Consider the following 26,553-nt stretch of genomic DNA (forward strand, 5'->3'; position numbering starts at 1 on the left):
ATAAAAAAAGCCTCATTGCAAAAGCAGGAGGCTCAGAAATCAGTTTTTTTAATTTCAACGAAGCGGATATGATGGTCTTCCGCTTCCAGCACCTTAAATTCACACCCTTCGGCATGAAACACATCACCATTTTTCAGCTCCATTTTTTGTGTTAAGAGCCAGCCGGCGATCGTGTCAATGTCTTCATTTTCGATGGCGATATCAAGGAGATCATTCACCTCTTCTATGAGCGCCTTGCCGTCCATCACATAGTGGTGTTCGCCTTTTTTGACGATGTGGGGCATTTCATCCTGGTCATATTCATCACGGATTTCCCCGACGATTTCCTCCAATATGTCTTCGACGGTCACAAGTCCCGCCGTGCCGCCGTATTCGTCAACGAGAATCGCCATATGAATCCGCTCCTTCTGCATGCGGATCAAAAGCTCCTGAACGGGGATGCTTTCAATGACTCTGATGACCGGACGCATAATTTCTTTTAATTCAATGGAGCGGCCGAGAAAATACGCCTTAAATAAATCCTTATTGTTAATAATGCCGAGAATGTGATCTTTGTCTTCCTTAATAACCGGATATCGCGTATACCGTTCGTTGATGATCAAATGTATGGCTTCATCAACTGGCTGTTCAAGCGAGATGGCGGCGATTTCGGTGCGCGGCACCATGATTTCTCTGGCGACCCGGTTATCGAATTCAAATATTTTATTGACGTAACGGAATTCAGATTGATTGATTTGACCTTTTTTATAGCTTTCGGACAAAATCAGCCGCAATTCCTCTTCACTGACCACGACCTCATGTTCTTTCACCGAATGAAAACCGAACAGCTTGACCAAAAATCCGGCTGAACCGTTTAACAGCTTAATAAACGGATACATCACTTTATAAAACAGAATGAGCGGTTTCGCCGTCCACAGACTGACGGCTTCAGCTTTTTGAATGGATATCGTTTTCGGCGCAAGCTCTCCGATGACGACGTGCAGATACGTGACGGCGATAAACGCCGCAATAAACGTGACGACGTGCGTAATGGATGACGGCATTCCGATCAGGCTGAAAACAGGATGAAGAAGCCGCTGAATCGTCGGTTCACCGAGCCAGCCGAGTCCGAGCGCCGTAATCGTAATGCCGAGCTGGCACGCTGATAAATATTCATCGAGATTTGAAATCACCCTGTGCGCCGCGAGCGCCCGGCTGTCTCCGGTTTCAACCAGCTCCGCGATTTTTGAACCGCGGATTTTGACAATCGCAAATTCCGCAGCGACAAAGATGGCCGTTAATCCGATTAACAGCATAATGAGAATCAGTTTTAATATAAGCAAAAAAACCCCTACCGCAAACGGTAAGGGGCCACCTCCTTCGTGTTAATTCTCATCACGACCATTTAAGAAAATCATCACAAAACGAAGCAGCTCGAATAATGAAACGAGCGCCGCAGCCACATACGTCAGCGCGGCGGCGTTCAGTACTTTATTCACGCCGTGTTCTTCACTGTTGCGAATGAATCCTTCCGACACGATAATCCGCTTCGCCCTCGCGCTGGCATTAAACTCGACAGGCAGTGTGACAAGCTGGAAAAAAACAGCGGCCGAAAACAAAATAATGCCGAGTCCGATTAAGTTCAAGCTGCCCAGGAGCATCCCGCCCAAGAAAAGCAGAGGGGCAACCCCGGAGGCAAAATTGACGACCGGAAAAATTTTGTGCCTCAGCACAAGCGCGCCGTATGATTCCTGATGCTGCAAAGCATGTCCGACTTCATGGGAAGCGACGGAAATGGCGGAAATGGAGCGGCCGTAATATACCGGCTCAGATAAACGCACCACCCGCTCCGTCGGGTCGTAATGGTCTGTTAAAGTGCCTCTTACCGGTTCTACCGGCACATCATATAAACCGTTAATATCAAGAATCCGTCTTGCCGTTTCCGCCCCCGTCCGCTGACTGGAAGCTTCTACGTCTGAGTATTTCTGAAAATTGCTTTTCACTTTAAATTGTGCCCAAAACGACAATCCCAATGCAGCAATTGTTAAAAAGATAAACAGCATATTATCCTCTTCCTTTTTCTCTTATATCGTACGATCTGCTTATATATTATTTTAATGATTGTCCGCTTTCCTGTACAGAAATCCGCTTCTTTTTTCTGACAGGAATCAATCCTCCGAGCATGATGAGGATACACCCGGCCAATCCGATGTAAAACGGAAACGTGCCTGCGGTCTCTTTTGCAAAAACAAGCCATGAAAATCCGCCGGACATATGATTGTATCCATTCAAATCGAAAATAAGCAATACGGCCGCCGAAGCGAGCAGCTGCGCTCCGGCCAGCGCCGCCAGCAGTTTTTGAATGACTGTCATTTGACTCACCCTTTTTCGGTCCGCTTTCTTTATCATATGAAAAAATGAGGGTGAATATGTTTTCGGCGATTTTTGAAAGACATCAAACGAACTGGGACATACTGTATAAAAAAAGATACAGGTGTGATCGACATGAAAGTGACAAATGGCGAGAAAGAACAGCTGAGCAATGCGATAGACAGAATGAACGAGGGGCTTGACGCCTTTATCCAGCTCTATAATGAGGCGGAAAACGACGAACCTCTCATACAGTTTGAAGATGAGACGGCCGATTTAATCAGACATGCGCGTAACTCATACGGCCAGGAACAGCTGGACGAAAAACTAAACACCATTATTAAGCAGATTTTATCCATCTCTCTGACGAAAGAAGAGCCGGACGAATGAAATCAAACCGTATTTTTATTTCCTGGCTGAGATGGCCGTTATATGTTCGGATCGGACTGATCATTATCGCTTTGATTTTATTGTTCGGCCAACTCATTTACATGCTTGAGCCGAAGCAATTCACGTCTGTGTTTGAAGGGGTTTGGTGGGCGGTTATTACGGTGGCCACAGTCGGCTACGGCGATTACGTTCCCCAGACACCGCTCGGGCAGATTGCCGGCATGGTGCTTGTATTAAGCGGAGCGAGTTTTGTGACCGCCTATTTCGCCACGCTTTCTTCAGCCGTGTTCAGCAAACAGCACCGCTATGTCGAAGGGAAGGTCGCCTTTAAAGGCAAGGGGCACGTCATTCTTATCGGATGGAATGAGAAGTCGCATATGCTGCTGAAAGAACTGCAGCACATCGCGCCGTCAAAAACTGTCGTCCTGATTGATGATTCATTAAGGGAAGGGCCGCTTATTGAAAACGTCCATTTCATCCGCGGACATGCCGCTGATGACAGTACGCTCAATAAGGCGAATATTACGGAAGCCGATACCGTCATTTTGACAGCGGACCAGCAGAAAAATGAATCCGAAGCTGATATGCTGTCGGTATTAACGCTTCTCGCCATCAAAGGGCTGCATCCGTCCGTTTATTGTATCGTGGAAATTTTAACGGAACGGTATGTCAAAAACGCCGAGCGCGCAGGAGCCAATAAGATTCTGTGCACATCACGCCTGTCGAGCCGGGTGATGTTTGAGCATTACCGGGTCAAGCTGCAGCTTGCCAAACCGCAAACGCTGTCAGATCTGACGCTGGAGAAAAAGGTGCGCATCATTCCCGTCCCCGAGGAATTAAAGGACTCATCTTATCATGACTGTGCGCTCTATTATCTCAAACGGAATACCACGATCATCGGCATACAAAAAGAAGAGGGGCCGATGCTGACCCCTCCCCTGTCATACCAGGTGCTCGATACTGATCTGTTTTTGGCTCTTTAATGCAGCAGGACGTCTTCCAGCTCTTTCACAAGCGAGATGCCGATATCTGTATATGAGCGGTCAATTGCCGCATCCCGCCGTTTCGGCTCGGAGAATTGGTTGAATAATGACTCAAAAACACCGCCGCCTGCGTGATCATCCGTTTCCTGCTGATAAACGTGCCTCAGCAAAAAGGGTGTGCCGATTGTAACGGCGGCCCCCCGTTCATCCAGGTGTCCCTTATTTGCTTCAACAGGGATGCGGAGAAATAAATAGCCGTCCTGATCGGAAATTTTGTAATCAAAGAACCCGCGGTCATACTCCCAACCGCCTCCGATGGTATAACCGATCGGTTTCAGCACCTGTTCCAGTTCGCGGAGTAAAAACGATTGCCCTTCAAGTGAAGATGGAATGCTGATCATGTGCATATGCTCCTTTTTGTCTTTAGCGTCCCCGCTCTGCGGCATCTTCATACGGCGCCCGGGAAGAATCGGGAGCGGCAGACAGACGCCGGAAAGAGATAACGGCGCATTCAATCAGAACATACGTCACAATTGCGGAGAGAACGGCTTCCGTTGAAATATAGAAAACGACGGCATAGAGACAGCACTTCGTGATCAGCGACTGCATCCGGCCAATCTTCAGTTTCAGCCGGACCATGTCCGTAAACAAGCCGAGAGGGAAAGCGAAAAACAGGATGGTTTGTAAGAGGGATTCAGGAGACAGTTTTAGTGCCGAATAGACAATAGCGGCGGAACAGACGGAAATGACGGCATGCTTACATAAGAGTCGTATCATTCATCATCACACCTTTCACGGTTTAAAAAAGGCTGACCCGTCATGCTGAGGGCCAGCCCTTTTTTTTATTTTTCAAGGCGTTTTTCAAGCTCTGCTTTTTTCTCTTCAAAGCCCGGTTTGCCGAGAAGCGCGAACATATTCACCTTATAGGCTTCAACACCCGGCTGATCAAACGGGTTGACTCCGAGCAGATAACCGCTCATCGCCACCGCTTTTTCAAAGAAATAGACGAGATATCCAAATGTATATGCATTAAGCTCCGGAATATTGACAATTAAGTTCGGCACTTTTCCGTCTGTATGGGCAAGCATCGTGCCTTCGAACGCTTTTTTGTTGACGAAATCGACCGTTTTGCCGGCCAAGTAATTTAAGCCGTCGAGATCATTTTCCGCCTCTTCAATTGTCAGCTCATGCTTCGGTTTTTCAACGTTTAATACAGTTTCAAACAGATCGCGTCTGCCTTCCTGCACGTATTGACCGAGAGAGTGAAGGTCTGTTGAGAAGTTAGCAGAAGAAGGATAGATGCCTTTTTCATCTTTTCCTTCACTTTCGCCGAAGAGCTGCTTCCACCATTCCGCAAAGTATTGCAGCGCAGGCTCATAGTTGATAAGCATTTCAATGGTTCTGCCTTTATTATACAGAACGTTGCGGACGACGGCGTATTGGTAAGCCGCGTTCTCTTCTAATTCCGAGCTGGAAAAGTCTTTGCTTGCATCAAGAGCGCCTTTCATCATTTCATCGATATCAGCCCCGCTTACCGCAATCGGCAGAAGACCTACCGCAGTCAGAACGGAGAAACGTCCGCCGACATCATCAGGAATAACGAATGATTCGAAGCCTTCTTCATTAGAAAGCGTTTTTAAAGCGCCGCGCTCTTTATCTGTCGTCGCGTAAATCCGCGCTTTCGCTTCTTCTTTTCCGTATTTTTCTTCAAGAAGTTTGCGGAAAATCCGGAAAGCGATTGCAGGTTCCGTCGTCGTGCCTGATTTAGAAATGACATTGATAGAGAAATCAGCGTCTTCCAAAAGATCCATAACATCTTTCATATAAGTTGAGCTGATATTGTTGCCGATAAAGATAACTTGAGGGTTTTTGCGCTTGTCTTTCGGCAGAACGTTATAGAAAGAATGATTGAGCGCTTCAATCGCCGCGCGGGCGCCTAAGTATGAACCGCCGATACCCACGACGAGAAGCACGTCTGAATCTGATTTGATTTTTTCAGCGCTTTTTTTAATGCGCGCGAATTCTTCTTTATCGTAGTTTTCAGGGAGGTCCACCCATCCTAAAAAGTCGCTTCCGGCGCCTGTTTTTTCATGGATATTATGGTGTGCCGTTTTTACGAAATCACGTGCGTATGTAAGTTCATGTTCATTGAAAAAAGGTAACGCTCTTGAGTAATCAAAGCGTACATGCGTCATTTGCTTGTCCCTCCATCACGGTGAATTGTTTTCTCTTTCACTTTATATGAACTCACCCGCTAAATCAAGTCATGAAGAAGGCATGATGAATACGGGATTTGCGCTAAAGATGCGTTCATTTTTTATACAATATCCCGGATTCAATATGGTTATATTTGTAATGATCGTGAGAGGGATAACGAATCGAATGTTGGTGATCCAGGAACGTATCACCTTTACTTTGGAGCAGGATGACATCCATCGCCAATCCCGATGGGCCGGTTCTTTTTATATAGTACTCCTCTTGAGAGGCTGCCACGAAGGGATATTAAGGCATAAATGTACATTTTTAAAAATAGTGTCTATATTTGGGGTAACGTGTTAAGATGAAAGTGATTTTAAACTGGGAGGTGATTTTATGATTAAAACCATTGGTCTTATTTGTGGAAGTTTACGAAAAAACTCGTATAATCGAGCAATTGCTCAATCACTGATTGACTTCGATAATGCGGCTCAATTTCGCTGGGTTGAAATAGACAGTCTTCCTTTTTTTAACGAAGATTTAGAAATTGCCGGAGCACCAGACTCCGTAACATCCTTTAGAGCTGATATACAAGACGTTGACGGCGTCATCATTGTAAGTCCAGAGTACAATTCCGGAATTCCGGGGGTATTAAAAAATGCATTGGACTGGGCATCGAGACCGCGGACCTCTTCTGTTTTAAACAGAAAACCGGTTGGCTTAATCGGAGCAACCCCCGGAGGGTTCGGTACCGCCTTTGGCCAAACGCAAATGAGAGAAGTACTCGAAGCTATGCAAGTCAATGTTTTGCCCTTTCAAAAAATGCTGATTTCGCAAGTCCATGAGAAAATTGATTCCGCTCAAAACATACTTACGGATGAACAAACAAAACGTTATCTTCAACGCTATTTACAACAGTTCATCCATTGGATTGATCATGCTCCGGTTCCCGTTCCAAATTAATTGAAGGATCATCTCCCTCACGAAAAGTCACCTCAGAAATAACTTTCTATCTATACAGCATATGAATAGATTTACCGTTTTCAATTCACAAACTTACTTGCCTTAATTCAAGGAGGATGATAAAATGTCTGATCTTTATTCCCGTCTTTCAAAAGATGATGCTGCCGTGCTTTTAGTTGACCATCAAACCGGCCTTATTTCCGGTCTCGTGCGTGACTATGGCGTTGATGAATTTAAGAACAATGTATTGGCTCTCGGTGATACGGCCAAATTCTTTGATTTACCGGTTATTTTAACAACGAGTTTTGAAAATGGACCCAACGGACCGCTCATGCAAGAACTCGTTGATCTCTTTCCTGATGCGCCGAAAATAGCCCGTCCCGGACAAATTAATGCATGGGACAATGAAGATTTTGTTAAAGCCATTGAAGCGACTGGCAAAAAACAGCTGATTATCGCGGGGGTGGTAACAGACGTCTGCGTTGCTTTTCCTGCGCTTTCTGCCATTAAAGCAGGCTACGAAGTGTTTGTTGTGACAGATGCTTCGGGGACGTTTAATAAGCAAGTAGCAGATGCATCATTAACGCGTATGGCTCATGGCGGCGCGCAGCTTATGAACTGGTTCAGCGTAGCGTGCGAGCTTCAGCGTGATTGGCGCAACGATGTTGAAGGTTTTGGCGCATTAATCTCCAGTCATCTTCCCGGTTATCAAAACTTAATGGGAAGCTATATGGGGGCGCAGCGGGATCTTAGTACACAAAATGCATAAAAGGAGCGCTGATTGAATCAGCGCCCCTTTTTTAAATTCGCGGCTCTTCATGATTTAGATTTTGTGTAAATAGATGATCGGCAATCGCAAAGTTAATTGATCCTTTTCTGCTAAATGTACAGAAACAGGGAGTCAAATCCGCATCATGTGAGATTTCCATAGTTGTCTCATGGCAAGGGGTGTTTCACTTGCTCTTGATGCACTAATGAAGGGACTCCCAAAACGGTTACATCTGCAGCTTGAAAATCTATTTCATCTTCACCCCGGCCGGGAATGTATCTTACAGTGACGCCTTTAAGATGGCAAGTACGTCATCTTTGTTCAGTTTTTGGAAATTGCCGAATCCGCCGTATTCCATTTCTTTTGCGGCGATGTCTGCGATCAGCTCAAGCTTGTCTTCACCGATGTCATAATCCGCAAGGCGGGACGGTGCGCCGAGGCTTGTCCAGAACGCGGACAATTTATCGATCCCTTCAAGCGCAATTTCTTTATCCGTTTTGCCTTCAGTATCAATGTCAAACATGTTGAGCATCAGGTTTTTAAAACGGTCTACATTTGTATCCAGCGTGTATCTCATCCAGTTCGGGAACAGAATCGCAAGTCCTCCCGCGTGAGGGATGTCATAAACCGCTGATACGGCGTGCTCCATCGTATGGGAAGCCCAATCGCCGAAATAGCCCATTTGCAGCGTGCCGTTTAATGCGATCGTACCCGCGTATAAAATCGTTTCACGATGCTTATAGTTCTCAAGGTCTTCCAAAAGTTTCGGCGCTGTTTCAATTACCGTCTGAAGGACCGCAAAACACATTCTGTCCTGAAGCGGCGTGTTTTCAACATTGTGGAAGTATTGTTCAAATACGTGGCTCATCATATCCACCATGCCGTATACGGTTTGGTTTTCCGGAACGCTGAAAGTATTCTCAGGATCTAAAATGGAGAAACGCGGATGAGTGACATTGCTGCCCCATACGAATTTTTCGTTTGTTTCCCAATTTGTGATAACGGAATCAGGGTTCATTTCAGAGCCTGTCGCCGCAAGCGTCAGCACCGTGCCGAACGGGAGCGCGTCCTGCGCCGTTACTTTTTTGCTGTAAATGTCCCATGCGTCGCCGTCATATTTCGCACCGGCCGCAATCGCTTTTGTACAGTCGATGACACTTCCGCCGCCGACTGCGAGAAGGAAATCTATCTCATGCTGTCTGCACAGCTCAATTCCTTTATTTACCGTTTCCAGACGCGGGTTCGGTTCAACGCCCGCAAGCTCATGAACGGCTGCGCCTTCTTCTTTTAAGATGCCTGTTACTTGGTCATACAGGCCGTTACGCTTAATGCTGCCGCCTCCGTATACAAGCAGCACGTTTTTCCCGTATTGCTTCAGCTCTTTTTTCAATTGGTCGATTTGACCTTTTCCGAAAATCAGTTTCGTCGGATTGTAGTACGTAAAGTTCTCCATTTATCATGACCTCCAAAAAAATCGTAAGGGAATTACTATAACACAGAAAAAAAGGAGCTGCCAATCCGGCCGCCCCCTTTATGTTATCACAATGATGCTTTCAGTATCGCAAGCACGTCTTCTTTCTGCAGTGACTTGAACTGTCCGAATGCTCCGTTTGCCATCGCTTTATCTGCAATCGTATCCAGCTTCTCATCAGAAATATCATAATCAGCGAGTCTGTTCGGAGCACCGAGGCTCGTCCAGAAATCAGACAGCCTGCTGATTCCTTCAAGTGCGATCTCTTCATCTGATTTGCCTGTCTCGTCAATATCGAAGACACGGACGGCAAGCTGTTTAAAGCGGGCCGGATTTTCTTTGAGCACATGTCTCATCCAGTTCGGGAACAGAATCGCTAAACCTCCGGCGTGCGGTATATCGTAAACCGCTGATACCGCATGCTCGATGTTGTGTGTGGCCCAATCCCCTCTTGCGCCCATTGACAGCATTCCGTTTAATGCGATCGTGCCTGTATATAAAATCGTCTCACGAAGCTCGTAGTTCTCCAGATCATTGATCAGCTTCGGCGCTGTTTCAATCACCGTGCGCAGAAGCGATTCACACATCCGGTCCTGATACGGCGTGTTTGACGTGTGGTGGAAATATTGTTCAAACACATGGCTCATCATATCGACCATGCCGTAAATAGTGTGGTCTTTCGGAACGGTAAATGTGTTTACCGGATCGAGAATAGAGAATTTAGGGTAAACGAGCGGGCTCCCCCATCCGTATTTCTCTTGTGTCTCCCAGTTTGTGATGACTGATCCGGAGTTCATCTCTGAACCGGTTGCCGCAAGTGTCAGCACTGTTCCGAAAGGCAGCGCTTCTTTCGGCTGGTGTTTTTTCGTGACGATATCCCACGCGTCGCCGTCATATTTAGCGCCCGCCGCGATGGCTTTCGTGCAGTCAATGACACTTCCGCCGCCGACGGCCAATAAGAAATCGATGCTGTTTTCTTTACAGAGCGCAACACCTTTGTTCACCGTTGAGACACGCGGATTCGGCTCTACGCCTGCCAATTCATGTACGGTAACTCCCGCTTTTTTCAGAAGTTCGGTTACTTGATCATAAAGACCGCTGCGCTTAATGCTGCCTCCTCCGTATACGAGCAGCACGTTTTTTCCGTACGGTTTGATTTCTTCAGGAAGTTTTTCAACCTCTCCCTTTCCGAAAATCAATTTGGTCGGATTCCAATATGTAAAGTTTTGCATGACATCTCCTCCTTTGGATTTATATTATGCAGAAAGATGACGTTCAATGTAAAGCAATCCGCTTTTTTGACGGCGCATCACATGGTTTACAGACATCGAATTCCAGGGAAAGGCACTTGTACAGCCTGAGACAGTGTGTGATTTTACACGGCGGAGAATGTAGTATGCATAGATTCTTTGCTTTGTCACAATCTATAACTGTTTCACGAATTCATAGAGGAGGTTGTTTACATGAGTGTTATTCAGCGTATCTGTCTCGTATTAACGATTATCGGCGCTATTAACTGGGGACTGATCGGGTTTTTCCAATTTGATTTAGTAGCAGCCATCTTCGGCGGCCAAGGATCAGCTCTGTCGCGGATTATTTACGGCCTTGTCGGCATCGCCGGTCTGATCAATCTCGGCCTGCTGTTTAAGCCGAACGAAGAAACATCCCGCGAGGAAGCGGCAAATCCGGAAGTCAGATAAACATAAAAAAAGCACCGAACATACATATCCGGTGCTTTTTTTAATGATTATTTTTTGATAAGGTCTTTGCGGTTGGACTGTTCAATCCACTCTTCAAGCTTATCTTTCAATGTGTTGAAACCTTGCGGAGCAGATGTTTCTTCAGAAGCTTGAGCCGCTTTCGGTTTTCTTGGTTTGCTTTCTTTTCTTTCAGGCGCCGCTTGAGTCGCACGGATAGAAAGGCTGATTTTGCCTTTTTCTTCGTCAACCGCAAGTACTTTTACTTGTACTTCGTCACCGATAGAAAGGTGTTCGTTAATGTCTTTTACGAAACCGTGAGTGACTTCAGAAATATGAACAAGTCCTTGAGTTTCTTCATCTAATGCAACAAACGCACCATACGCTTGTAATCCTGTTACTTTACCAGTGTAAACACTGCCCACTTCAAATTTTGCTGCCATTCATAACAACTCCTAAGTTAAATTAAATACAGATTATACGCAATTTAAAATTATATCATACAAGTTTGTTTTTCGCAAAGAGAACTTTTTTACATCATCATGTTTAAGCACAGATAAAGAAGGGTATACTATGATTACGAAGGCTTTCTAGTATTCCCCCCTTTTATTTGGATGCGAACCGGGTTCGTATCTTTTTTTATGCCCTTTTTTCAACAAACCGTTTGATTCTGACGAGCGCTTCCTGAATCTGCTCAATGGATGTCGCATAGGAACATCTGATGTAGCCTTCGCCGCTCGGGCCGAATACATTCCCCGGAACGACGGCTACTTTTTCTTCAATGAGCAGCTGTTCCGCGAATTCTTCTGAACTCATGCCGGTCGACTGAATGGAAGGAAAGGCGTAAAATGCTCCGCCGGGGTGGTGGCAGCCGAGTCCGATTTCGTTCAATGTCTCCACAATCAGGTTTCGGCGTCTCCGATAGCTTTTCTTCATTCTTTCGACGTCTTCCTGGCCGTTTTTCAGCCCTTCAAGCGCCGCGTACTGAGCCATGGAAGGCGCGCACATCATCGCGTGCTGATGAATTTTGAGCATGGCATCCCTGATCACGGGAGGCGCCGCCGTAAATCCGAGTCTCCATCCCGTCATGGCAAATGCTTTGGAGAAGCCGGAAATAAGAATCGTGCGTTCCTTCATGCCGCGGATGGCCCCCATGCTCGTGAATGGCTCATCATACGTCAGCTCGGCATAAATTTCATCGGCAAGCACGATCAAGTCGTGTTTTTCAGCGAAAGCAGCGATGAATTCAAGCTCTTCTTTCGAATAGACGGAACCTGTCGGATTTGACGGCGAGCATAGAAGCAGCGCTTTTGTTTTGTCCGTCAGGGCCGCTTCAAAATCGGCGGCTGATGCTTTGAAACCTTTTGCAGCGACAGTCTGAATCGGCACCGGCTTCGCCCCCGTCAAGGTCACGAGTGATTCATATGCGACAAAACACGGTTCGGGAATTAACATTTCCTCTCCAGGATTCATAATGGCGCGGACAGCGAGATCAAGCGCCTGGCTTGCTCCTACCGTAACGATCAGTTCACTGTCAGGCGAATAACTCAGGCCGAACCGCTGATCTAAGTAGCGGCTGATTTCTTCTCTCAGTTCATAAAGACCCGCATTTGCCGTATAAGCCGTATAACCCTGTTCTAAAGAAAGAATACTCGCTTCCCTCACGTTCCAGGCCGTCACAAAGTCAGGCTCTCCCACTCCCAGTGAAATGACGCCTTCCATCGTGGCGGCCAGATCAAAGAACTTGCGGATGCCTGACGGTTTAATCTGCTGCACGTAGTCAGATAAATAAGAAGTCTTCGTTTCCATTTACGGAGACACCACGATTCTTTTGTCATCGTCTCCGCTTTCAAAGACTTTGCCGTCATGCTTATATTTTTTCAGGATGAAGTGCGTTGTCGTGGAAACGACGGACTCAAGGGTGGACAATTTTTCAGACACGAAGCTTGCCACGTCTGACATCGTGTTGCCGCGAATAACGACGGATAAGTCATACACCCCTGACATCAGGTACACTGATTCAACTTCCTGGAATCTGTAAATCCGCTCAGCGACTTCATCAAAGCCGACATTTCGTTTCGGAGTGACTTTTACGTCAATCATCGCCGTGACGCCTTCCAAACCGTCGACTTTGCGCCAGTCGATCATCGCCGCATAATCAATGATGACTTTTTCTTTTTCAAGCTTTTCAATGATGCTTTTGACTTCTTCGGCGGGAATGTTTGCCATTTTCGCAATCGTTTCCGCATCAACGCGGCTGTTTTCGTCTAAAATTTCTAATATTTCTGTTTCTTTTTCGGTCAGCTTCATACGTTTCACACCTTTGCATTATCAAAAATCTTCATGACATTATATCACGATTTTCGACAAATGCTAAGAAAAACCCGAAAGAAACCAGAGCTAAAATCTGACAATCAAAAAAGCCTTTACATTACAACAAAGAAAGGACGGCGAAGGCTCTCATGGAAGCTGTTTCACCGATTAAACGGGCCGCGATAGACGGAGTTGAGCTGTATTACGAGCATTATGAAAATCCCGGCAGACAGACACTCGTCTGCGTACACGGTTTTTTATCTTCGGCATTCAGCTTCAGAAAACTGATCCCGCTGCTCAGAAACCATTATGATATTATCGCCGTTGACCTGCCTCCTTTCGGGCAATCGGAAAAGTCACGGACATTCGTATATACTTACGCAAACCTCGCCAAGCTTCTGATCGGACTTCTGGAAAAGCTCGGTATCAGCCGGGCCGCACTCATCGGCCATTCAATGGGCGGCCAGATTTCCTTATCCGCGTCTCTTCTCAGACCCGAGCTTTTTTCTAAAATCGTCCTGCTGTGCAGCTCGGGGTATTTAAAGCGCTCGCACCCGTCGATTATATTCGGGACGCATCTCCCTTGTTTTGACCTGTATCTTAAGTATTGGCTTTCAAAAGACGGCGTGCTGAACAACCTGTTAAATGTCGTTCACGACCGGACGCTTATCGATCAGGAAATGATTGACGGTTACGAAAAACCATTTACAGACCGCCAGATTTTCAAAGCGATGACAAGGTTTATCAGACATAGGGAGGGTGATTTAGAGCCCGAGGATTTGAAGAAAGTGCAAAACCCCGCTCTTTTAATCTGGGGAGAAGAAGACCGTGTCGTTCCGGTCTCAGTCGGAAAACGGCTTCATGACGACCTGCCGGATTCCATTCTGTATTCACTCAAGGATACGGGGCACCTCGTACCCGAAGAGCGCCCGGAGTTTGTTTCGGAGCGGATTTTTGAATTTATTCAATAAAAAAACCGGCGGAACCGCCGGTTTTTAAGGGGTGCAGGAGCTGCTTTCTTTTATGAACAGAAGCTGCTCGGCGGCCTTTTGGCAGCCTTCGATCGGAAGCTTTCGCTCAAATGAAGCTTCAAAGATATCCTGAATGGCTGCTGCCAGCTTGTCGGCACGGTCTTCACTGTAGACGGCCTGAACGATATCGACGGCTTCTGTCTCATAAAAATCTTCTCCATATTTAAACGGGTCCCACTTGGCAATGATATTCATCATTTCCATGACCGCTTGGCTTTCTTCCATTTTCATCACCGCTTATAATAAAGTTTGCAATTCTATTTTATCATAGATACGCTGTGCAAAATAATGATACTACAGGAGTGACATACATGAACTTTGATCTTCGAGAAAACCGTCTTGGCACACAATCGGTGAAATGGGACAAGGCGGAAGCGTTATTCGGCGTATCGGATGCGCTTCCGATGTGGGTTGCCGATATGGATTTCCGCGCTCCCGAAGCGGTCACTGACGCCTTAAAAGCCCGCCTTGACCACGGCATATTCGGTTATACGTCTCCTGACGAAAACACAAGAGAAGCCGTCGCTTCATGGCTTGAGACGCGGCACGGCTACCGGCCCGATCCCGCAAGCATAGCGTTCAGTCCCGGTGTTGTCACGGCAATCAGCATGGCCGTACAAGCCTTTACCGAACCGGGCGATCCGGTGTTGATTCAATCACCGGTGTATACGCCTTTTTATCAGATGATCAAGGAAAACAAACGGCATGTTTTACATAACCCGTTACGGGAAGAAAGCGGCGTCTACTGTATGGATTTTGAGGATCTTGAGAAAAAGCTGAACGATTCTGAGGTCAAGCTGATGATTCTTTGTAATCCCCACAATCCGTCCGGCAGAGCGTGGAGCCGGGATGAGCTTATGAAGCTCGGATCGCTGTGCGCCGCCCATAACGTTACCGTCGTTTCTGACGAGATACATTCCGACTTGATGCTGTACGGAAAGCCGCATACGCCTTTCGCTTCTCTGTCTGAGGAGTTTGCGCGGATTTCCGTTACTTGTGTCGCGCCGAGCAAGACGTTTAATATTGCCGGGATTCAGGCATCCGCCATTATCATTCCCGATCGGTACAAGCGGGCGAAATTCTCCGCCGCATTGCATCAGAACGGGGTTTCCAGCCTCAACACATTTGCGGTTGCAGCAATCGAAGCGGCCTATACAAAGGGAGGCCCTTGGCTTGACGCGCTGATTCCTTACATTGAAGGGAATATGAAATTGGCTGAGGACTTTTTAAGAAAAGAATTGCCGAAAGTCCGCATGATGAAGCCTGACGCTTCCTATTTGATCTGGATGGATTTCAGCGAATACGGATTTTCGGATACCGAGCTCAAAGAAAGAATGCTCAAAAAAGGGAAAATCATATTAGAGCCGGGAACAAAATACGGACCGGGCGGCGAAGGATTTATGAGACTTAATGTCGGCTGTTCAGCCGCCGCCGTAAAAGAAGGGCTTGAGAGAATGAAAGCAGCGCTCGCTTAGCAGCGGAAAGAACGCCTTTATCAGATGAGATAAGGGCGTTCGCTTTAGAGAAATATATACTTTTTTTTCCGGTAAAGATGTTATAATAGATTCATATTTACATAGGAAAGGATTTCGCATAAATGGAGATCGTAAAGGATTACCTGCTTCACTTCTCTTTTATTTTATTCCCTATTTTTCTTTATCAAGTCTTCTGGCTCAGCAAGCCCGATTTGCTTGTGCCGAGAGCGAACCGCCTGCTGGTCGCCGTATTTGCAGCGTCATCTTCCTTATTATGTACGGCTTTTCCCATCCAGGAGCTTCATTCCGTCCGTTACGGTTTGCAGCTGATTCCCATTATCGTCTGCCTGCTTTATTCCGGTACCGCCGCAGGACTTGCCGCAGGGGCGGCATCCGTTTTTTTTCAGCTCATATGGTTTGAACCTTCCGCTCTTTTTTTCTTATCCTTAATTCCTTTTTTAATCATCATCCCTATCCAGCTCCAAACGAAATGGCCTTTTTTTTCAAAGCGGAAGAAACTGCTTTTCGCTCTTCTCATCGGCTGCACTGAAACCGCCTTATTAACCGCATCTGTCTTCATCTATTCCGCGACCAATATTTTCAATTTTCAAAATCTATCTTCCGTTTATTATGAGGCGGCAGTATCTGTTTTTTTTCAAGTCAGCGCCCTTTTGCTGTGCATTTATTTGATTGAGATCATTGATGAGAATGCGTCCATGCGGGCAAGGCTGATTCACTCAGAAAAAATGGCCGTCGTCAGCGAGCTTGCGGCAAGCGTCGCCCATGAAGTCCGCAATCCGCTTACGGTCGTCAGAGGTTTTGTGCAGCTGCTGTTCAGCGGCGAGCAGCTTCAGGACAAATCCCACTCCGGATATCAGAAACTTGTGCTGTCCGAACTCGACCGGGCTCAGACGATCATTACGAATTATCTCGATATGGCGAAGCAGGATGACTATGAAAAAGAAAAGTTTGATATTTCTCTGCTCGTAAAGGAAACAGGTTCCTTAATGGAGTCTTATGCCAATTTTAAATCGGTGACCGTTACGGTTCGAAGCGAGCCTGATTTATATGTGTTCGGCGATGTAAAAAAACTGAAACAGGCCTTCATTAATCTGATTAAAAACAGTATTGAAGCCGTGCCCTCTGAAAACGGCCGAATCGAGGTCTCCGTCCAAAAACAGGAAGAGATGATTCTCATTCAGATTACGGATAACGGAATCGGCATGTCCGATGAAGAACTGCAGAAACTCGGCAAGCCGTATTATACGCTGAAAACGAACGGCACCGGGCTCGGGCTTACCGTGACATTCTCGATTATTCAGCATCATGAAGGCTCCGTCTGTTTCACCAGCGGGGAGCACTCGGGCACAACGGCCTCAGTCAGGCTTCCGGCAGCTGTTCACTAGCCAACCGCGTTGATCTTTTATAGAATAACTAGAGAGAGGTGAACGCTATGAATACGTTTGAAATCGGCACAATCGTAAAAGGGTTTTATAAAACAGGAGCATACATAGGGGAAGTGACAGACGTCAGGCCCAATCACTATTTAGTGAAAATTAAAGCCGTTCTGACGCATCCCGCTCAAGGAGATCTTCATCATCCGAAGCAGGCGGATGTTCCGTTTTTTCATGAAAGAAGAGCGCTTGCATTCGGGGAACAGACAAACATACCGCATCAGATGGTCAAACCGTTTGATGGCGAGGTGCCTGATTATACGGCTTCCTTACAAGCGGCGTCTGCCCGGCTGAAAGATCAGCTTACAGCGGACGGCTCAGAATGGGCGGAACGTTCGCTCGACAACTTGGCCGCGTTAGAGCGTGACTATTTTAAAAGAACTTGACCCAGTCGGCATGATTGGGTTTTTTTATGTGGCCCGGCGAAACAGTTCAGTCAGATCGACGCGATCACCGATCGTCGGAGGTTTCGGTTTTTCAAGATATTGTTTATCCCGCTCGACAAGCTTGAATAATTTGTATGTCGTCCGCGCATCATCCAGCGCTTTATGATGCGTGCCCGTCCCTTTATCGCCATACTCTTCTGCCGCTTTCCAAAGGCCGGTCAATGTTCTGTCGCCGAAGAAATTTTTGTATTCAAGGGACAGATCCCGAAGTTCTCCTTTGAACGGAAAAGGGATGTGGTTAAACATGCAATTTTGCTTTAACACTTTCATATCCATATTGCCCCAGGTGACGATCGTGCAGTTTTTATCAGGATCAAGCTCATTTAATTTGCGGATGAATTCATTAAACGTGATTCCGCCGTCCACGTCTTTTTGGGTGATGTTCAGAAAGGTTTTGCATCGTTTCGTCAGCTTCGGAAATTTTTTCGGTTTGATATAACTCGAAAACGTTTCAGTCACTTCATCATTCACTGTCTTGACAATCCCCGCTTCAATAATCTCGGGAAAGAAATTTTGCGGGCTGTATTTTCCGTCAGGCATTGTAAATTCAAAATCAATAATGAGCAGACTGCGCTGATCCACTTTTTTTACACCTGCCTTTCCTCCGATCAAAAATGATATTTTATGATAGTATATCAGTTTCCCCTCTGAAACTTTCTTCATTTTCTAAAAATAATGAATTTTCCTATATCCGCATCGAAAATACAAATACCGGATTCATTCCTATATACTAATGATTAGATACACGAAAAGTAAAGAAGGTGATGTTATTTCTGTCCGTAAGAAGAACTTCGTCGTCATTTGGATTACAAATTTCTTTATTTCCGCCAGCATGACCATGATTGTTCCGTTTCTTTCGTTATATATCGAAACGATCAGCCCCCATTCGGGCGGGTATGTGCAGAGATGGAGCGGGTATGTGTTCGGCGTCACGTTTTTAATGGCGTTTGTGATTTCCCCGTTTTGGGGCAGATTCGGCGATAAGCGCGGATACAAAAAAATTCTCTTGATTACAGGAACCGGCATTGCCGTCAGCATTTTATTGATGGGGTTTGTGACATCCGTTTATCAGCTGTTTGTCCTCCGGCTGCTTATGGGTCTAGTAACAGGCTTTGTTCCGACATCGCTTGCCATGATTTCGGCGCAGACGCCGAAAGAGACTGCCGGGAAGACGCTCGGCACGCTGCAGATGGGTCAGGTGTCAGGCACTTTATTCGGACCGATGCTGGGCGGGCTGCTCGCTGACAGCTTCGGGTTTACGTACACATTTTTTATTACGTCTTTTGTCATTTTCGCATCCGTGCTTCTCGTTTTATTTCAGGTCAATGAGCAGCCGCTCGGCGAGAAACAAAACAAGCGGAAAACCTATTCCAGAAAACAGGTGCTCTCCTATATTTTTCACCAGCCCGCGCTTTGGGCGATGATGGTGCTTACTATGATCGTGCAGACCGGCAATTTCAGCATCCAGCCGCTGCTCGCTTTATATGTCAATGAGCTGCACGGACCTGTTAATTTAGCCTTTTTCTCCGGAATGGCGTTTTCAGCTACCGGACTCGGAAGCTTACTGCTTGCCCGGAAATGGGGGGACTTCGGCGACCGCTTCGGCCACAGCCGGATCTTAATCGTGCTTTTGATTGCCTCAGCGGTGTTTTTCATTCCGCAGGCGCTCGCCTCCTCCCTCTCCATTCTGTTAGTCTTCAGATTTCTGTTCGGCATGGTCATGGGCGGCACGCTCCCCTGCATTACGGCCGCAATCCGCGTCAGGGCGCCGGGCAGCATCCAGGGAGAGGTGCTCGGCTATAACGTCAGCTTTCGTTTTCTCGGAAATGTGCTCGGCCCTCTGCTCGGAGGTGCGGTCTCAAGCGGTTTTTCCATTTCGGCTGCTTTCTACGTCACCGCCTTTCTCTTTTTAATAGGCGCGGGGCTCTTATGGATGGCGGGACATCTGCAAAAGGATACAGCGTCAAATGCGGGCTGACCGGCAGCGATCACGATTTCTTCTAAATTTAACCTTCTCGTATTCTTAAAAGAATGATACGATATGGCTAGAAATCAGGAGAAAAGAGAGTGACCATGGTACGTAAAATAATCGGATGGATTTTGCTGCTCGGCATTATCCCGTTGTGTGCATTTACAGTTATTGCTTCCGGCAAAGAGGTAAAACAAATCAAGCCTTTTGATCAGGTGCTCGATAAACATATTGATTTAAAAGCGATCAACCTGGTTCAAAACAGTTACATGTATGACAGGGACGGAAGCCTTGTTTCTGAGATTGTCAGCGATCATGAGAACCGCGTGATCGTGCCCTTTAATAAAATACCGAATGAGGTAAAACAACTGTTTTTAACCTCTGAAGACCGTCATTTTTATGAGCATAAAGGGTTTGACTTTATGGGGATGGTCAGGGCGGCCGCCTCCAATTTCAAAGATCATAAAATTGATCAGGGCGCCAGCACCATCACCCAGCAGCTGGCAAGGAATGTGTATTTAAGCCATGAACGCACCTTCAGCCGAAAACTGACGGAGCTGGCCTATTCCTATCAGCTTGAGAAAAAATACAGCAAAGATGAGATTTTAGAAGGCTACTTAAATACGATTTATTTTAATAACGGCGTATACGGTGTCGGTTCGGCGGCACAATTTTATTTCAGCAAGCCGCTGAAATCTCTCACTTTGGGAGAAATGGCCTTTATCTGCGCCATCCCTAATAACCCTACATTATATGATCCTCTCAAGCATTTTGATTATACGAAAAAACGACAAGTCAGATTGCTTAACGGATTAAAAAAAGCAGGCGTTATATCCGGGAAACAGCTGAAAAAAGCCGAAAAGGAAAAGATCAAGCTTGATATAAACGAAAAAACAAATAAATATCCTGACTATGTTTCCTATGTAAATGATGAATTCACACAGCTTGTTTCATCATCCGAAGGCTATGACAAACGTCTTGAAAAAGCTTCCGGAAAGGCGAAACAAAAAATACAGAGTGAGCTTTCAGACAGAGTCAGCACATTGTTAAAAGACGGCGTAAAGATTTATACGGCGCTGAATCCGTATATGCAAAACCAGGTCGTCGCCCAAGTGAATCAAAATCTGCCGTATGCAGGCGTCCAGGGCGGAGCGGCCGTGATTAATCATCAGACACATCAGATTATCGCGCTTTCAGGCGGGAAAGATTATCATAAATATGATTTCAACCGTGCCTATCAGGCATACAGACAGCCCGGTTCATCCATTAAGCCGCTGCTTGATTACGGACCTTACATTGAAAAGACCGGCGCAACGCCACACAGCAAGATTGACGCAAGCAAATTCTGCAGTGCGGATTACTGCCCGCAAAACTACAATAACCGCACGTACGGTACGGTCACGCTGGAAACGGCGTTTAAATACTCGTACAACACACCGGCCATCAGAATCATGGACCGCGTCGGCGTCAATAAGGCGTTCAGCTACCTTGAACCGTTTCATTTCGCGAAGCTGGTCAGCGCGGATTACCGTCTGCCTGCGGCGCTTGGCGGTTTTACAAACGGCATGACTCCGCTTGAAATGACCAATGCGTACACCACGTTCGGCAACAACGGCGTTTATACGCCGAGTCACGCGATTACAAAAGTGACTGATTTAAAAGGAAAAACGATATTAAAATGGAAAGATGAGCCGACGCAGGTATTCAGCGTGCGGACCAACATGCAGATCAAAGAAATGATGAAAGCCGTCGTCAAAAGCGGAACAGGAAAAAAAGCGAACTTTAAAGCTCCGTACGTCGGCGGAAAATCAGGAACGTCAAATGACTATCACGATATGTGGTTTGTCGGCCTGACGGACGCTTATACGATGGGGGTATGGGTCGGAAAGGATACACCGTCAAGCGTCGAATACCTTCATGACGCAAGCCCTCAGCTTTCGATCTGGAAAAACACGCTGCAGGCAGCTTATTAAAGATAACGGAGGGGATCCGCTTTGAAACCAGCTCAGCTTCCGGACCGCGTGCTTTTGTTTGACGGCGTCTGCAACTTATGCAACGGCGCCGTTCAATTCATCATTAAACGCGATCCGGCCGGCAAAATCTCATTTGCTTCATTGCAATCAGATACCGCCCGGGAGCTTTTGGCATCAGAAGGACTTCCGACAGAACAATTTGACAGCATGATTTTTATCGAAAACGGGCGGATATACAAAAAATCCGCAGCCGTGTTAAAGGTTTCCCGTCATCTCCGCGGAGCCTGGCGGCTGTCAGCGGTTTTTTTCGCAGTGCCCCGCCCCCTCAGGGACAGAGCCTATTCTTTCATCGCCCGGCGCCGTTACAAATGGTTCGGAAAAAGGGAAGCATGCATGCTCCCCTCCCCTGAGATCAAAAACAGATTTCTGTCTTAACAAAAATGGCTAGCTTACACAGGTAAGCTAGCCATTATGCTATTATAAAGCTTGATAAAGATGTACAAAATACCGATAACAAAAGTAAACCAAAACAGAATCTCAAGCAATATAAAACCGATCAGCGAAACGATCGAGAGTGTCGAATAGATTCTGTACACCATGAAAATCAAATAAACGAGCGTAACAACGGCAAATAACGCCGCAATCCAAAAACCATTCTGCACGAGCGCAAAGGAAAGAATTCCTCCGCCTACATAAATTAAAGAGCCTAATCTGATTTTTTTCAGATTGTCCCCTTCAGGGTCATTTGTGAAAAACAAAAGAGACAGCTCTGTCACTGTGTTTGCAATCAGCTTCAAAGCCGAAAAGAGCATAAAATACACAAGGGCGAACGCTGCAAAAAGCGCCAGTCTGATCCCTTTCTCAGAGAAATAATCCAGCATCCCCTGATACATGCCGAGCGTCTGAAGTATCTTCATGACATAAAGCGAGGTAGAAATGGATAATGACGAACTAAAAAGCAGAATCGCAACGAGCGGAAAATAACCCGTCCAATAAGTATTTTTCATATAAAAAGTCCCTTTCTGTAATCTACCTCACTTATTATGGAGGACTTAAAACACATTGACAAGATAAAAAATACCATTTTTCCTCACTTTTACGAAATAAGGGCCTGATCTTCACAAACCGGCTTTTTCGGAGTAAAGTAGAACGCGGGAATGATAAACGTAAGGAAGGCTGTTATGAAAAAAACATTAAAATTGCAAACCCGATTAACGATATTCGTCTGTATTGTCGTCCTTATCGCACTTTGTATCACCTTTTTCACGATCAGCGTCCAAACAGCAGACCGCGTGAAAGAAGAAGAACGGACGACCGCGCTGCGCACCGCAAAGCTGGTCGCGGAAACACCGAGTGTCGCGCGGGCATTGCAAACAAGAAAAGGGCTGAAAGAGCTCCGGGATTATACATTAGACGTCCAGCATACGACAGGAACCGAATTTGTCGTGGTGATGGATATGAACAGCATCCGCCTCACCCACCCCGACGTAAATAAAATCGGGAAGAAATTCACCGGCGGAGATGAACAGCCGGCGATGCACGGGCATATCAAAACGAGCACATCAGCGGGAACTCTCGGAAAATCCATGAGAGCCTTCGTACCGATCTATGGAAAAGATAAAAAACAAGTGGGCGTCGTCTCGGTCGGAATTTCGCTTAACAAAATACAGGATGTCGTCAGCCACAGTTTGAGACCGCTTTATTTCATCATCTGCGTAAGTATTTTTGTCGGCGTCATCGGAGCAGTCATTGTCGCCCGCACCGTCAAAAACATTATGTACGGTCTTGAGCCTTATGAAATCGCCACCCTCCTCGAAGAGCGGAGCGCCATGCTCGAATCAACGAAGGAAGGCATCCTGGCGGTTGACGCGCGGGGAAAAATCAAGCTTGCCAATGCGGAAGCGAAACGGCTTTTTATTAAAATGGGTATTCCGACTAATCCGGTCGATCAAGATGTGAACGATATTCTCCCGAAAAGCCGGCTGAAACAAGTGATTGAAACGAAAAAACCGCTTCAGGACAGGGATATCCGCATTAACGGGCTTGAGCTGGTCTTTAATGAGGTTCCGATTCATCTGAAAGGACAAACTGTCGGAGCGATCGCCACTTTCAGGGACAAAACGGAGGTCAAACATTTAGCAGAACAGCTGTCCGGTGTTAAAATGTATGCAAACGCATTAAGAGCCCAGTCTCATGAATTCATGAATAAGCTTCATGTTATTTTAGGGCTTGTCCAGTTAAAAGAATACGATGATCTCGGCACTTACATTAAAGACATTGCCATTCAGCAGAAGACGGAAACAAGCGAGATTATAAGTGATGTCAAAAGTCCGGTTCTCGCAGGGTTTCTTCTAGGAAAACAAAGCTACATACGCGAACAGGGCGCTGATCTGGACATTCAGCTCGGCAGCCTGATCCCGAATGCGGCAGATCCGGCCGTCATCCATGAGCTCATTACGATTATCGGAAACCTGTTAAACAACGCGCTCGATGCAGTGGCGCAGATGCCGAAAAAAAACATTACGTGCTCGATGCGGTTTCAGGATCGCCAGCTTGATATAGAGATTACGGACACGGGAGCCGGAATGTCTGCGGCAGACCAAGCCCGTATTTTTGAACAAGGTTATTCCACGAAAGGGACAAACCGGGGGTTCGGCCTCTATTTCACCCAGCAGGCAACAGAAAATTTAAAAGGCCATATGATTGTGACAAGTGAAAAGAATGAAGGAACGACTTTCAGTCTTCGCATTCCGTATGAACCGAAGGAGGAAAATGATGATTAATGTACTCATAGTTGAAGACGACCCCATGGTGGGTGAATTAAATAAACGCTATCTCAGCCAGATTGAAGGATTTCAGCTGAAAGGGATCGCATCATCCTTTCAAAGCGCGCTGCACGTGCTGAGCGAGCATCATATCGATCTCATCCTTCTTGACATTTACATGCCGGGAAAAAACGGGCTTGAGCTTTTAACGGAAATCCGCAAACAAAATGAATCGGTTGATGTCATCGTCATTTCGGCCGCAAGCGAGCTGGACGTCATCAAAAAAACGCTTCGGTACGGCGCCGTCGATTATTTAATCAAACCATTTGAATTTGACCGCTTTCAAACCGCTCTTTCCGACTACAGACGCAAGCAGAAAGTTTATCAATCACACAGAAGCATGACACAGAAAGAATTGGATGCCGAGCTTTTTCAAAAGAAAGAAGCGGCAGAAAAGGTTCACCTTCCGAAGGGATTGACAAAAAGCACGCTTAAACTCATCTGGGCGAGCATTGAGTCTTTCGGTGACGGCTCTTTTACCACAGAAGATCTCGCCAAGCATACTGAAATCTCGCAAGTCTCCATCCGGAAATACCTTAAATTTCTGGAAGACATACAAGTGCTGAATGTAGAAATGGCGTACGGCACGATCGGCAGACCCGTCTTCCAATATCATATCAACACCGGCAATGTCAGCAGCATCAAACAATATTTATAATGTCAAAAAGCGCCGTTCCGCTGTGAACGGTGCTTTTTTACTGTCATATCCCGTGACAAAAGGCTTGAGATTCCTTTTTTGTATGCTATATAAGGATAATGACCCGGCTGTTCCTCCTCTGTTTTATCCAGATGAGGAAGCCGATTCATAAAATTGATATTTTTTAAAAAATAAGCAAATTTCTATTTATTTATGGCGGGTAAAATGATAAATTATGATTGGTTAGCAGATCTTTTCAGATAAGTCATAAGTCCCGAACCCGGAAGAGACAGCCGCTCAAGGCGGGAAAAAGAGAGACGTCTCATCATTATTATCAGAAAGTTTTTTCGATTCTGCATCCGGTACGGGGACTCAAGTCTGAATTGAACGGCACAGCCATATTTTACAGGGGGGTTATATCTTTGAAAAAACGCAAAATCGGAATGGCGATGGCGCTCATCGCGGCGGCCGGAACCATATTAAGCGCATGCGGTTCAAGTGACAAAGCAAACGGCTCCGGCAGCAAAAACTTTACCGTCGGCATGGTAACAGATATCGGCGGTGTCGATGACAAATCATTTAACCAGTCCGCCTGGGAAGGTATTCAGGCATTCGGAAAAGACAACGGGCTTACAAAAGGCAAAAGCGGTTTTGACTATCTTCAATCAAAATCAGATGCAGATTATACAACGAACTTAAATAAATTAGCGCGGGAACACTTTGACCTGATTTACGGCGTCGGGTATCTGATGCAGGATTCCATCAGCGAAATCGCCGATCAGCGCAAAGACACCAATTTTGCGATCATTGACGCCGTTGTCAAAAAAGACAACGTGGCGAGCCTTACATTTAAAGAGCAGGAAGGTTCATTCCTCGTGGGAGCGGCTGCTGCGCTATCGAGCAAAACGGGAAAAGTCGGATTCGTGGGCGGAATGGAGTCTGAATTGATCAAAAAATTCGAAATCGGCTTCCGCGCGGGTGTACAAGCCGCAAATCCGAAAGCGACCGTCGAAGTGAAATATGCGGGCGGATTTGACAAAGCCGATGTCGGTAAGGCGACGGCTGAAAGCATGTTCAAATCAGGCGTTGACGTCATTTATCACGCGGCCGGCGCAACGGGAACGGGCGTCTTCACAGAAGCGAAAAATCTGAAAAAAGAAGATCCGAAGCGGAACGTATGGGTTATCGGTGTTGATAAAGACCAGTACGCGGAAGGCCAAGTCAAAGGCACAAAAGACAATGTCACTCTGACATCAATGGTCAAAAAAGTGGATACAGCCGTAGAGGACTTAACGAAAAAAGCAAGTGACGGGAAATTCCCGGGCGGCAAAACATTAACATACGGTTTGGCGCAAGATGCAGTCGGCATCTCGGATCACAAGGAGAACCTTTCTGACGATGTCATCAAAGCAACAGACGATTGGAAGAAGAAAATCGCGGACGGACTCGAGATCCCTTCAACTGAAAAAGAATTGAAATCCTTCAAGGCTGAGTAAGAACCAGGGGATAAGGAGACTTCCGTGCTTATCCCCTCTCTTTTATGAAAAGAGCGGTGAAGGAAAAGCTGCATCTCTTGCAGCTTTTCTTTTGCCAAGCTCTTTCTCATCAAAGT

General features: G+C 46.3%; 29 protein-coding genes. 15 read left to right on the forward strand and 14 right to left on the reverse strand.

The window, feature by feature from the left end:
- Window positions 1–32: 32 nt before the first annotated feature.
- The 3 genes from NYE36_RS15900 to NYE36_RS15910 are packed head-to-tail and all read right to left on the reverse strand — an operon-like array spanning window position 33 to window position 2,352.
- Window positions 33–1,322: a hemolysin family protein gene (locus NYE36_RS15900; protein WP_052827778.1), complete on the reverse strand. Its 1,290-nt coding sequence runs from the start codon at window positions 1,320–1,322 to the stop codon at window positions 33–35.
- Window positions 1,323–1,364: 42 nt separating this feature from the next.
- On the reverse strand, window positions 1,365–2,042 hold the full coding sequence (locus tag NYE36_RS15905) for a zinc metallopeptidase (protein ID WP_003152125.1): 678 nt from the start codon (window positions 2,040–2,042) through the stop codon (window positions 1,365–1,367).
- Between the two features lie 46 nt (window positions 2,043–2,088).
- Entirely contained in the window at window positions 2,089–2,352 is a 264-nt protein-coding gene (locus tag NYE36_RS15910) for a hypothetical protein (protein ID WP_015418085.1), read from the reverse strand.
- A gap of 132 nt (window positions 2,353–2,484) precedes the next feature.
- Between NYE36_RS15910 and NYE36_RS15915 the strand changes: the two genes are divergently transcribed.
- The gene (locus tag NYE36_RS15915; protein WP_094032827.1) at window positions 2,485–2,739 is read left to right on the forward strand and encodes a protein mistic; all 255 of its coding nucleotides are present in this window, start codon (window positions 2,485–2,487) and stop codon (window positions 2,737–2,739) included.
- Window positions 2,736–3,722 carry a potassium channel family protein gene (locus tag NYE36_RS15920; RefSeq protein WP_094032826.1) on the forward strand — a complete coding sequence of 329 codons (987 nt, stop codon included), beginning with the start codon at window positions 2,736–2,738 and terminating at the stop codon, window positions 3,720–3,722. The genes NYE36_RS15915 and NYE36_RS15920 overlap by 4 nt, the downstream gene beginning before the upstream one ends.
- On the opposite strand, the gene NYE36_RS15925 is transcribed toward NYE36_RS15920, so the two are convergent.
- The 3 genes from NYE36_RS15925 to NYE36_RS15935 form a co-directional block, all read right to left on the reverse strand.
- Window positions 3,719–4,123 (reverse strand): YugN-like family protein, encoded by a 405-nt coding sequence (locus NYE36_RS15925; protein WP_015418088.1) that lies wholly within the window; start codon window positions 4,121–4,123, stop codon window positions 3,719–3,721. The two genes, NYE36_RS15920 and NYE36_RS15925, sit on opposite strands and share 4 nt — an antisense overlap.
- A 22-nt stretch (window positions 4,124–4,145) precedes the next feature.
- Window positions 4,146–4,499, reverse strand: coding sequence for a hypothetical protein (locus tag NYE36_RS15930; protein WP_033574923.1), 354 nt, complete (start codon window positions 4,497–4,499; stop codon window positions 4,146–4,148).
- A gap of 65 nt (window positions 4,500–4,564) precedes the next feature.
- Entirely contained in the window at window positions 4,565–5,917 is a 1,353-nt protein-coding gene (locus NYE36_RS15935; RefSeq protein ID WP_007408647.1) for a glucose-6-phosphate isomerase, read from the reverse strand.
- A 397-nt stretch (window positions 5,918–6,314) separates the two neighbouring features.
- Here NYE36_RS15935 and NYE36_RS15940 point away from each other — a divergent pair, with 397 nt between their 5' ends.
- A complete protein-coding gene (locus NYE36_RS15940) occupies window positions 6,315–6,881 on the forward strand; it encodes an NADPH-dependent FMN reductase (RefSeq protein WP_094032825.1) in 567 nt (188 codons plus the stop codon).
- A 124-nt stretch (window positions 6,882–7,005) separates the two neighbouring features.
- Entirely contained in the window at window positions 7,006–7,650 is a 645-nt protein-coding gene (gene ycaC / locus NYE36_RS15945; protein ID WP_014418745.1) for an isochorismate family cysteine hydrolase YcaC, read from the forward strand.
- Between the two features lie 280 nt (window positions 7,651–7,930).
- On the opposite strand, the gene NYE36_RS15950 is transcribed toward ycaC, so the two are convergent.
- A complete protein-coding gene (locus NYE36_RS15950) occupies window positions 7,931–9,103 on the reverse strand; it encodes an iron-containing alcohol dehydrogenase (protein ID WP_015418091.1) in 1,173 nt (390 codons plus the stop codon).
- 86 nt (window positions 9,104–9,189) lie between these two features.
- Window positions 9,190–10,353, reverse strand: coding sequence for an iron-containing alcohol dehydrogenase (locus NYE36_RS15955; RefSeq protein ID WP_007408652.1), 1,164 nt, complete (start codon window positions 10,351–10,353; stop codon window positions 9,190–9,192).
- A gap of 231 nt (window positions 10,354–10,584) precedes the next feature.
- Here NYE36_RS15955 and NYE36_RS15960 point away from each other — a divergent pair, with 231 nt between their 5' ends.
- On the forward strand, window positions 10,585–10,821 hold the full coding sequence (locus tag NYE36_RS15960) for a DUF378 domain-containing protein (protein ID WP_003152104.1): 237 nt from the start codon (window positions 10,585–10,587) through the stop codon (window positions 10,819–10,821).
- Window positions 10,822–10,868: 47 nt separating this feature from the next.
- On the opposite strand, the gene yugI is transcribed toward NYE36_RS15960, so the two are convergent.
- The 3 genes from yugI to NYE36_RS15975 form a co-directional block, all read right to left on the reverse strand.
- On the reverse strand, window positions 10,869–11,261 hold the full coding sequence (gene yugI, locus NYE36_RS15965) for a S1 domain-containing post-transcriptional regulator GSP13 (protein WP_007408653.1): 393 nt from the start codon (window positions 11,259–11,261) through the stop codon (window positions 10,869–10,871).
- 196 nt (window positions 11,262–11,457) lie between these two features.
- The gene (locus NYE36_RS15970; protein ID WP_072589508.1) at window positions 11,458–12,627 is read right to left on the reverse strand and encodes an aminotransferase; all 1,170 of its coding nucleotides are present in this window, start codon (window positions 12,625–12,627) and stop codon (window positions 11,458–11,460) included.
- Window positions 12,628–13,128 (reverse strand): Lrp/AsnC family transcriptional regulator, encoded by a 501-nt coding sequence (locus tag NYE36_RS15975; protein WP_003152098.1) that lies wholly within the window; start codon window positions 13,126–13,128, stop codon window positions 12,628–12,630. It lies immediately after the preceding gene.
- 152 nt (window positions 13,129–13,280) lie between these two features.
- Here NYE36_RS15975 and NYE36_RS15980 point away from each other — a divergent pair, with 152 nt between their 5' ends.
- A complete protein-coding gene (locus NYE36_RS15980) occupies window positions 13,281–14,102 on the forward strand; it encodes an alpha/beta hydrolase (RefSeq protein ID WP_007408654.1) in 822 nt (273 codons plus the stop codon).
- Window positions 14,103–14,126: 24 nt separating this feature from the next.
- On the opposite strand, the gene NYE36_RS15985 is transcribed toward NYE36_RS15980, so the two are convergent.
- Window positions 14,127–14,387 (reverse strand): DUF1871 family protein, encoded by a 261-nt coding sequence (locus NYE36_RS15985; RefSeq protein ID WP_113766678.1) that lies wholly within the window; start codon window positions 14,385–14,387, stop codon window positions 14,127–14,129.
- A gap of 86 nt (window positions 14,388–14,473) precedes the next feature.
- Here NYE36_RS15985 and NYE36_RS15990 point away from each other — a divergent pair, with 86 nt between their 5' ends.
- The 3 genes from NYE36_RS15990 (at window position 14,474) to NYE36_RS16000 (ending at window position 17,477) form a co-directional block, all read left to right on the forward strand.
- On the forward strand, window positions 14,474–15,637 hold the full coding sequence (locus tag NYE36_RS15990) for a MalY/PatB family protein (RefSeq protein WP_094032823.1): 1,164 nt from the start codon (window positions 14,474–14,476) through the stop codon (window positions 15,635–15,637).
- Between the two features lie 122 nt (window positions 15,638–15,759).
- Window positions 15,760–17,043, forward strand: coding sequence for a HAMP domain-containing sensor histidine kinase (locus NYE36_RS15995; protein ID WP_015240472.1), 1,284 nt, complete (start codon window positions 15,760–15,762; stop codon window positions 17,041–17,043).
- Window positions 17,044–17,090: 47 nt separating this feature from the next.
- Window positions 17,091–17,477 carry a kinase-associated lipoprotein B gene (locus NYE36_RS16000; RefSeq protein ID WP_015240473.1) on the forward strand — a complete coding sequence of 129 codons (387 nt, stop codon included), beginning with the start codon at window positions 17,091–17,093 and terminating at the stop codon, window positions 17,475–17,477.
- Between the two features lie 24 nt (window positions 17,478–17,501).
- Here NYE36_RS16000 and kapD read toward each other — a convergent pair whose 3' ends face one another.
- Entirely contained in the window at window positions 17,502–18,119 is a 618-nt protein-coding gene (gene kapD, locus NYE36_RS16005) for a 3'-5' exonuclease KapD (RefSeq protein WP_003152084.1), read from the reverse strand.
- A 151-nt stretch (window positions 18,120–18,270) separates the two neighbouring features.
- Here kapD and NYE36_RS16010 point away from each other — a divergent pair, with 151 nt between their 5' ends.
- From NYE36_RS16010 to NYE36_RS16020, 3 genes are all read left to right on the forward strand, one after another.
- Complete coding sequence (locus tag NYE36_RS16010) at window positions 18,271–19,515, forward strand: multidrug efflux MFS transporter (protein ID WP_007408659.1); 1,245 nt, start codon at window positions 18,271–18,273, stop codon at window positions 19,513–19,515.
- A gap of 89 nt (window positions 19,516–19,604) precedes the next feature.
- Window positions 19,605–21,479, forward strand: a complete 1,875-nt coding sequence (locus NYE36_RS16015) for a transglycosylase domain-containing protein (protein ID WP_012118304.1) — start codon at window positions 19,605–19,607, stop codon at window positions 21,477–21,479.
- A 21-nt stretch (window positions 21,480–21,500) separates the two neighbouring features.
- Window positions 21,501–21,914, forward strand: a complete 414-nt coding sequence (locus tag NYE36_RS16020) for a thiol-disulfide oxidoreductase DCC family protein (protein WP_007408661.1) — start codon at window positions 21,501–21,503, stop codon at window positions 21,912–21,914.
- A 14-nt stretch (window positions 21,915–21,928) separates the two neighbouring features.
- Here the strand turns inward: NYE36_RS16020 and NYE36_RS16025 are convergent, their stop codons facing one another.
- The gene (locus tag NYE36_RS16025; protein WP_007408662.1) at window positions 21,929–22,486 is read right to left on the reverse strand and encodes a YufK family protein; all 558 of its coding nucleotides are present in this window, start codon (window positions 22,484–22,486) and stop codon (window positions 21,929–21,931) included.
- Window positions 22,487–22,660: 174 nt separating this feature from the next.
- Between NYE36_RS16025 and malK the strand changes: the two genes are divergently transcribed.
- The 3 genes from malK (at window position 22,661) to NYE36_RS16040 (ending at window position 26,437) form a co-directional block, all read left to right on the forward strand.
- The gene (gene malK, locus NYE36_RS16030) at window positions 22,661–24,262 is read left to right on the forward strand and encodes a malate sensor histidine kinase MalK (RefSeq protein WP_047936071.1); all 1,602 of its coding nucleotides are present in this window, start codon (window positions 22,661–22,663) and stop codon (window positions 24,260–24,262) included.
- Window positions 24,255–24,962 carry a response regulator gene (locus NYE36_RS16035; protein WP_003152077.1) on the forward strand — a complete coding sequence of 236 codons (708 nt, stop codon included), beginning with the start codon at window positions 24,255–24,257 and terminating at the stop codon, window positions 24,960–24,962. The genes malK and NYE36_RS16035 overlap by 8 nt, the downstream gene beginning before the upstream one ends.
- A 401-nt stretch (window positions 24,963–25,363) precedes the next feature.
- On the forward strand, window positions 25,364–26,437 hold the full coding sequence (locus NYE36_RS16040; protein WP_047936073.1) for a BMP family protein: 1,074 nt from the start codon (window positions 25,364–25,366) through the stop codon (window positions 26,435–26,437).
- The last annotated feature ends 116 nt before the right edge of the window (window positions 26,438–26,553 follow it).

Source organism: Bacillus sp. FSL R5-0593 (genome assembly GCF_038603755.1).
Taxonomy (GTDB): Bacteria; Bacillota; Bacilli; order Bacillales; family Bacillaceae; genus Bacillus; species Bacillus velezensis.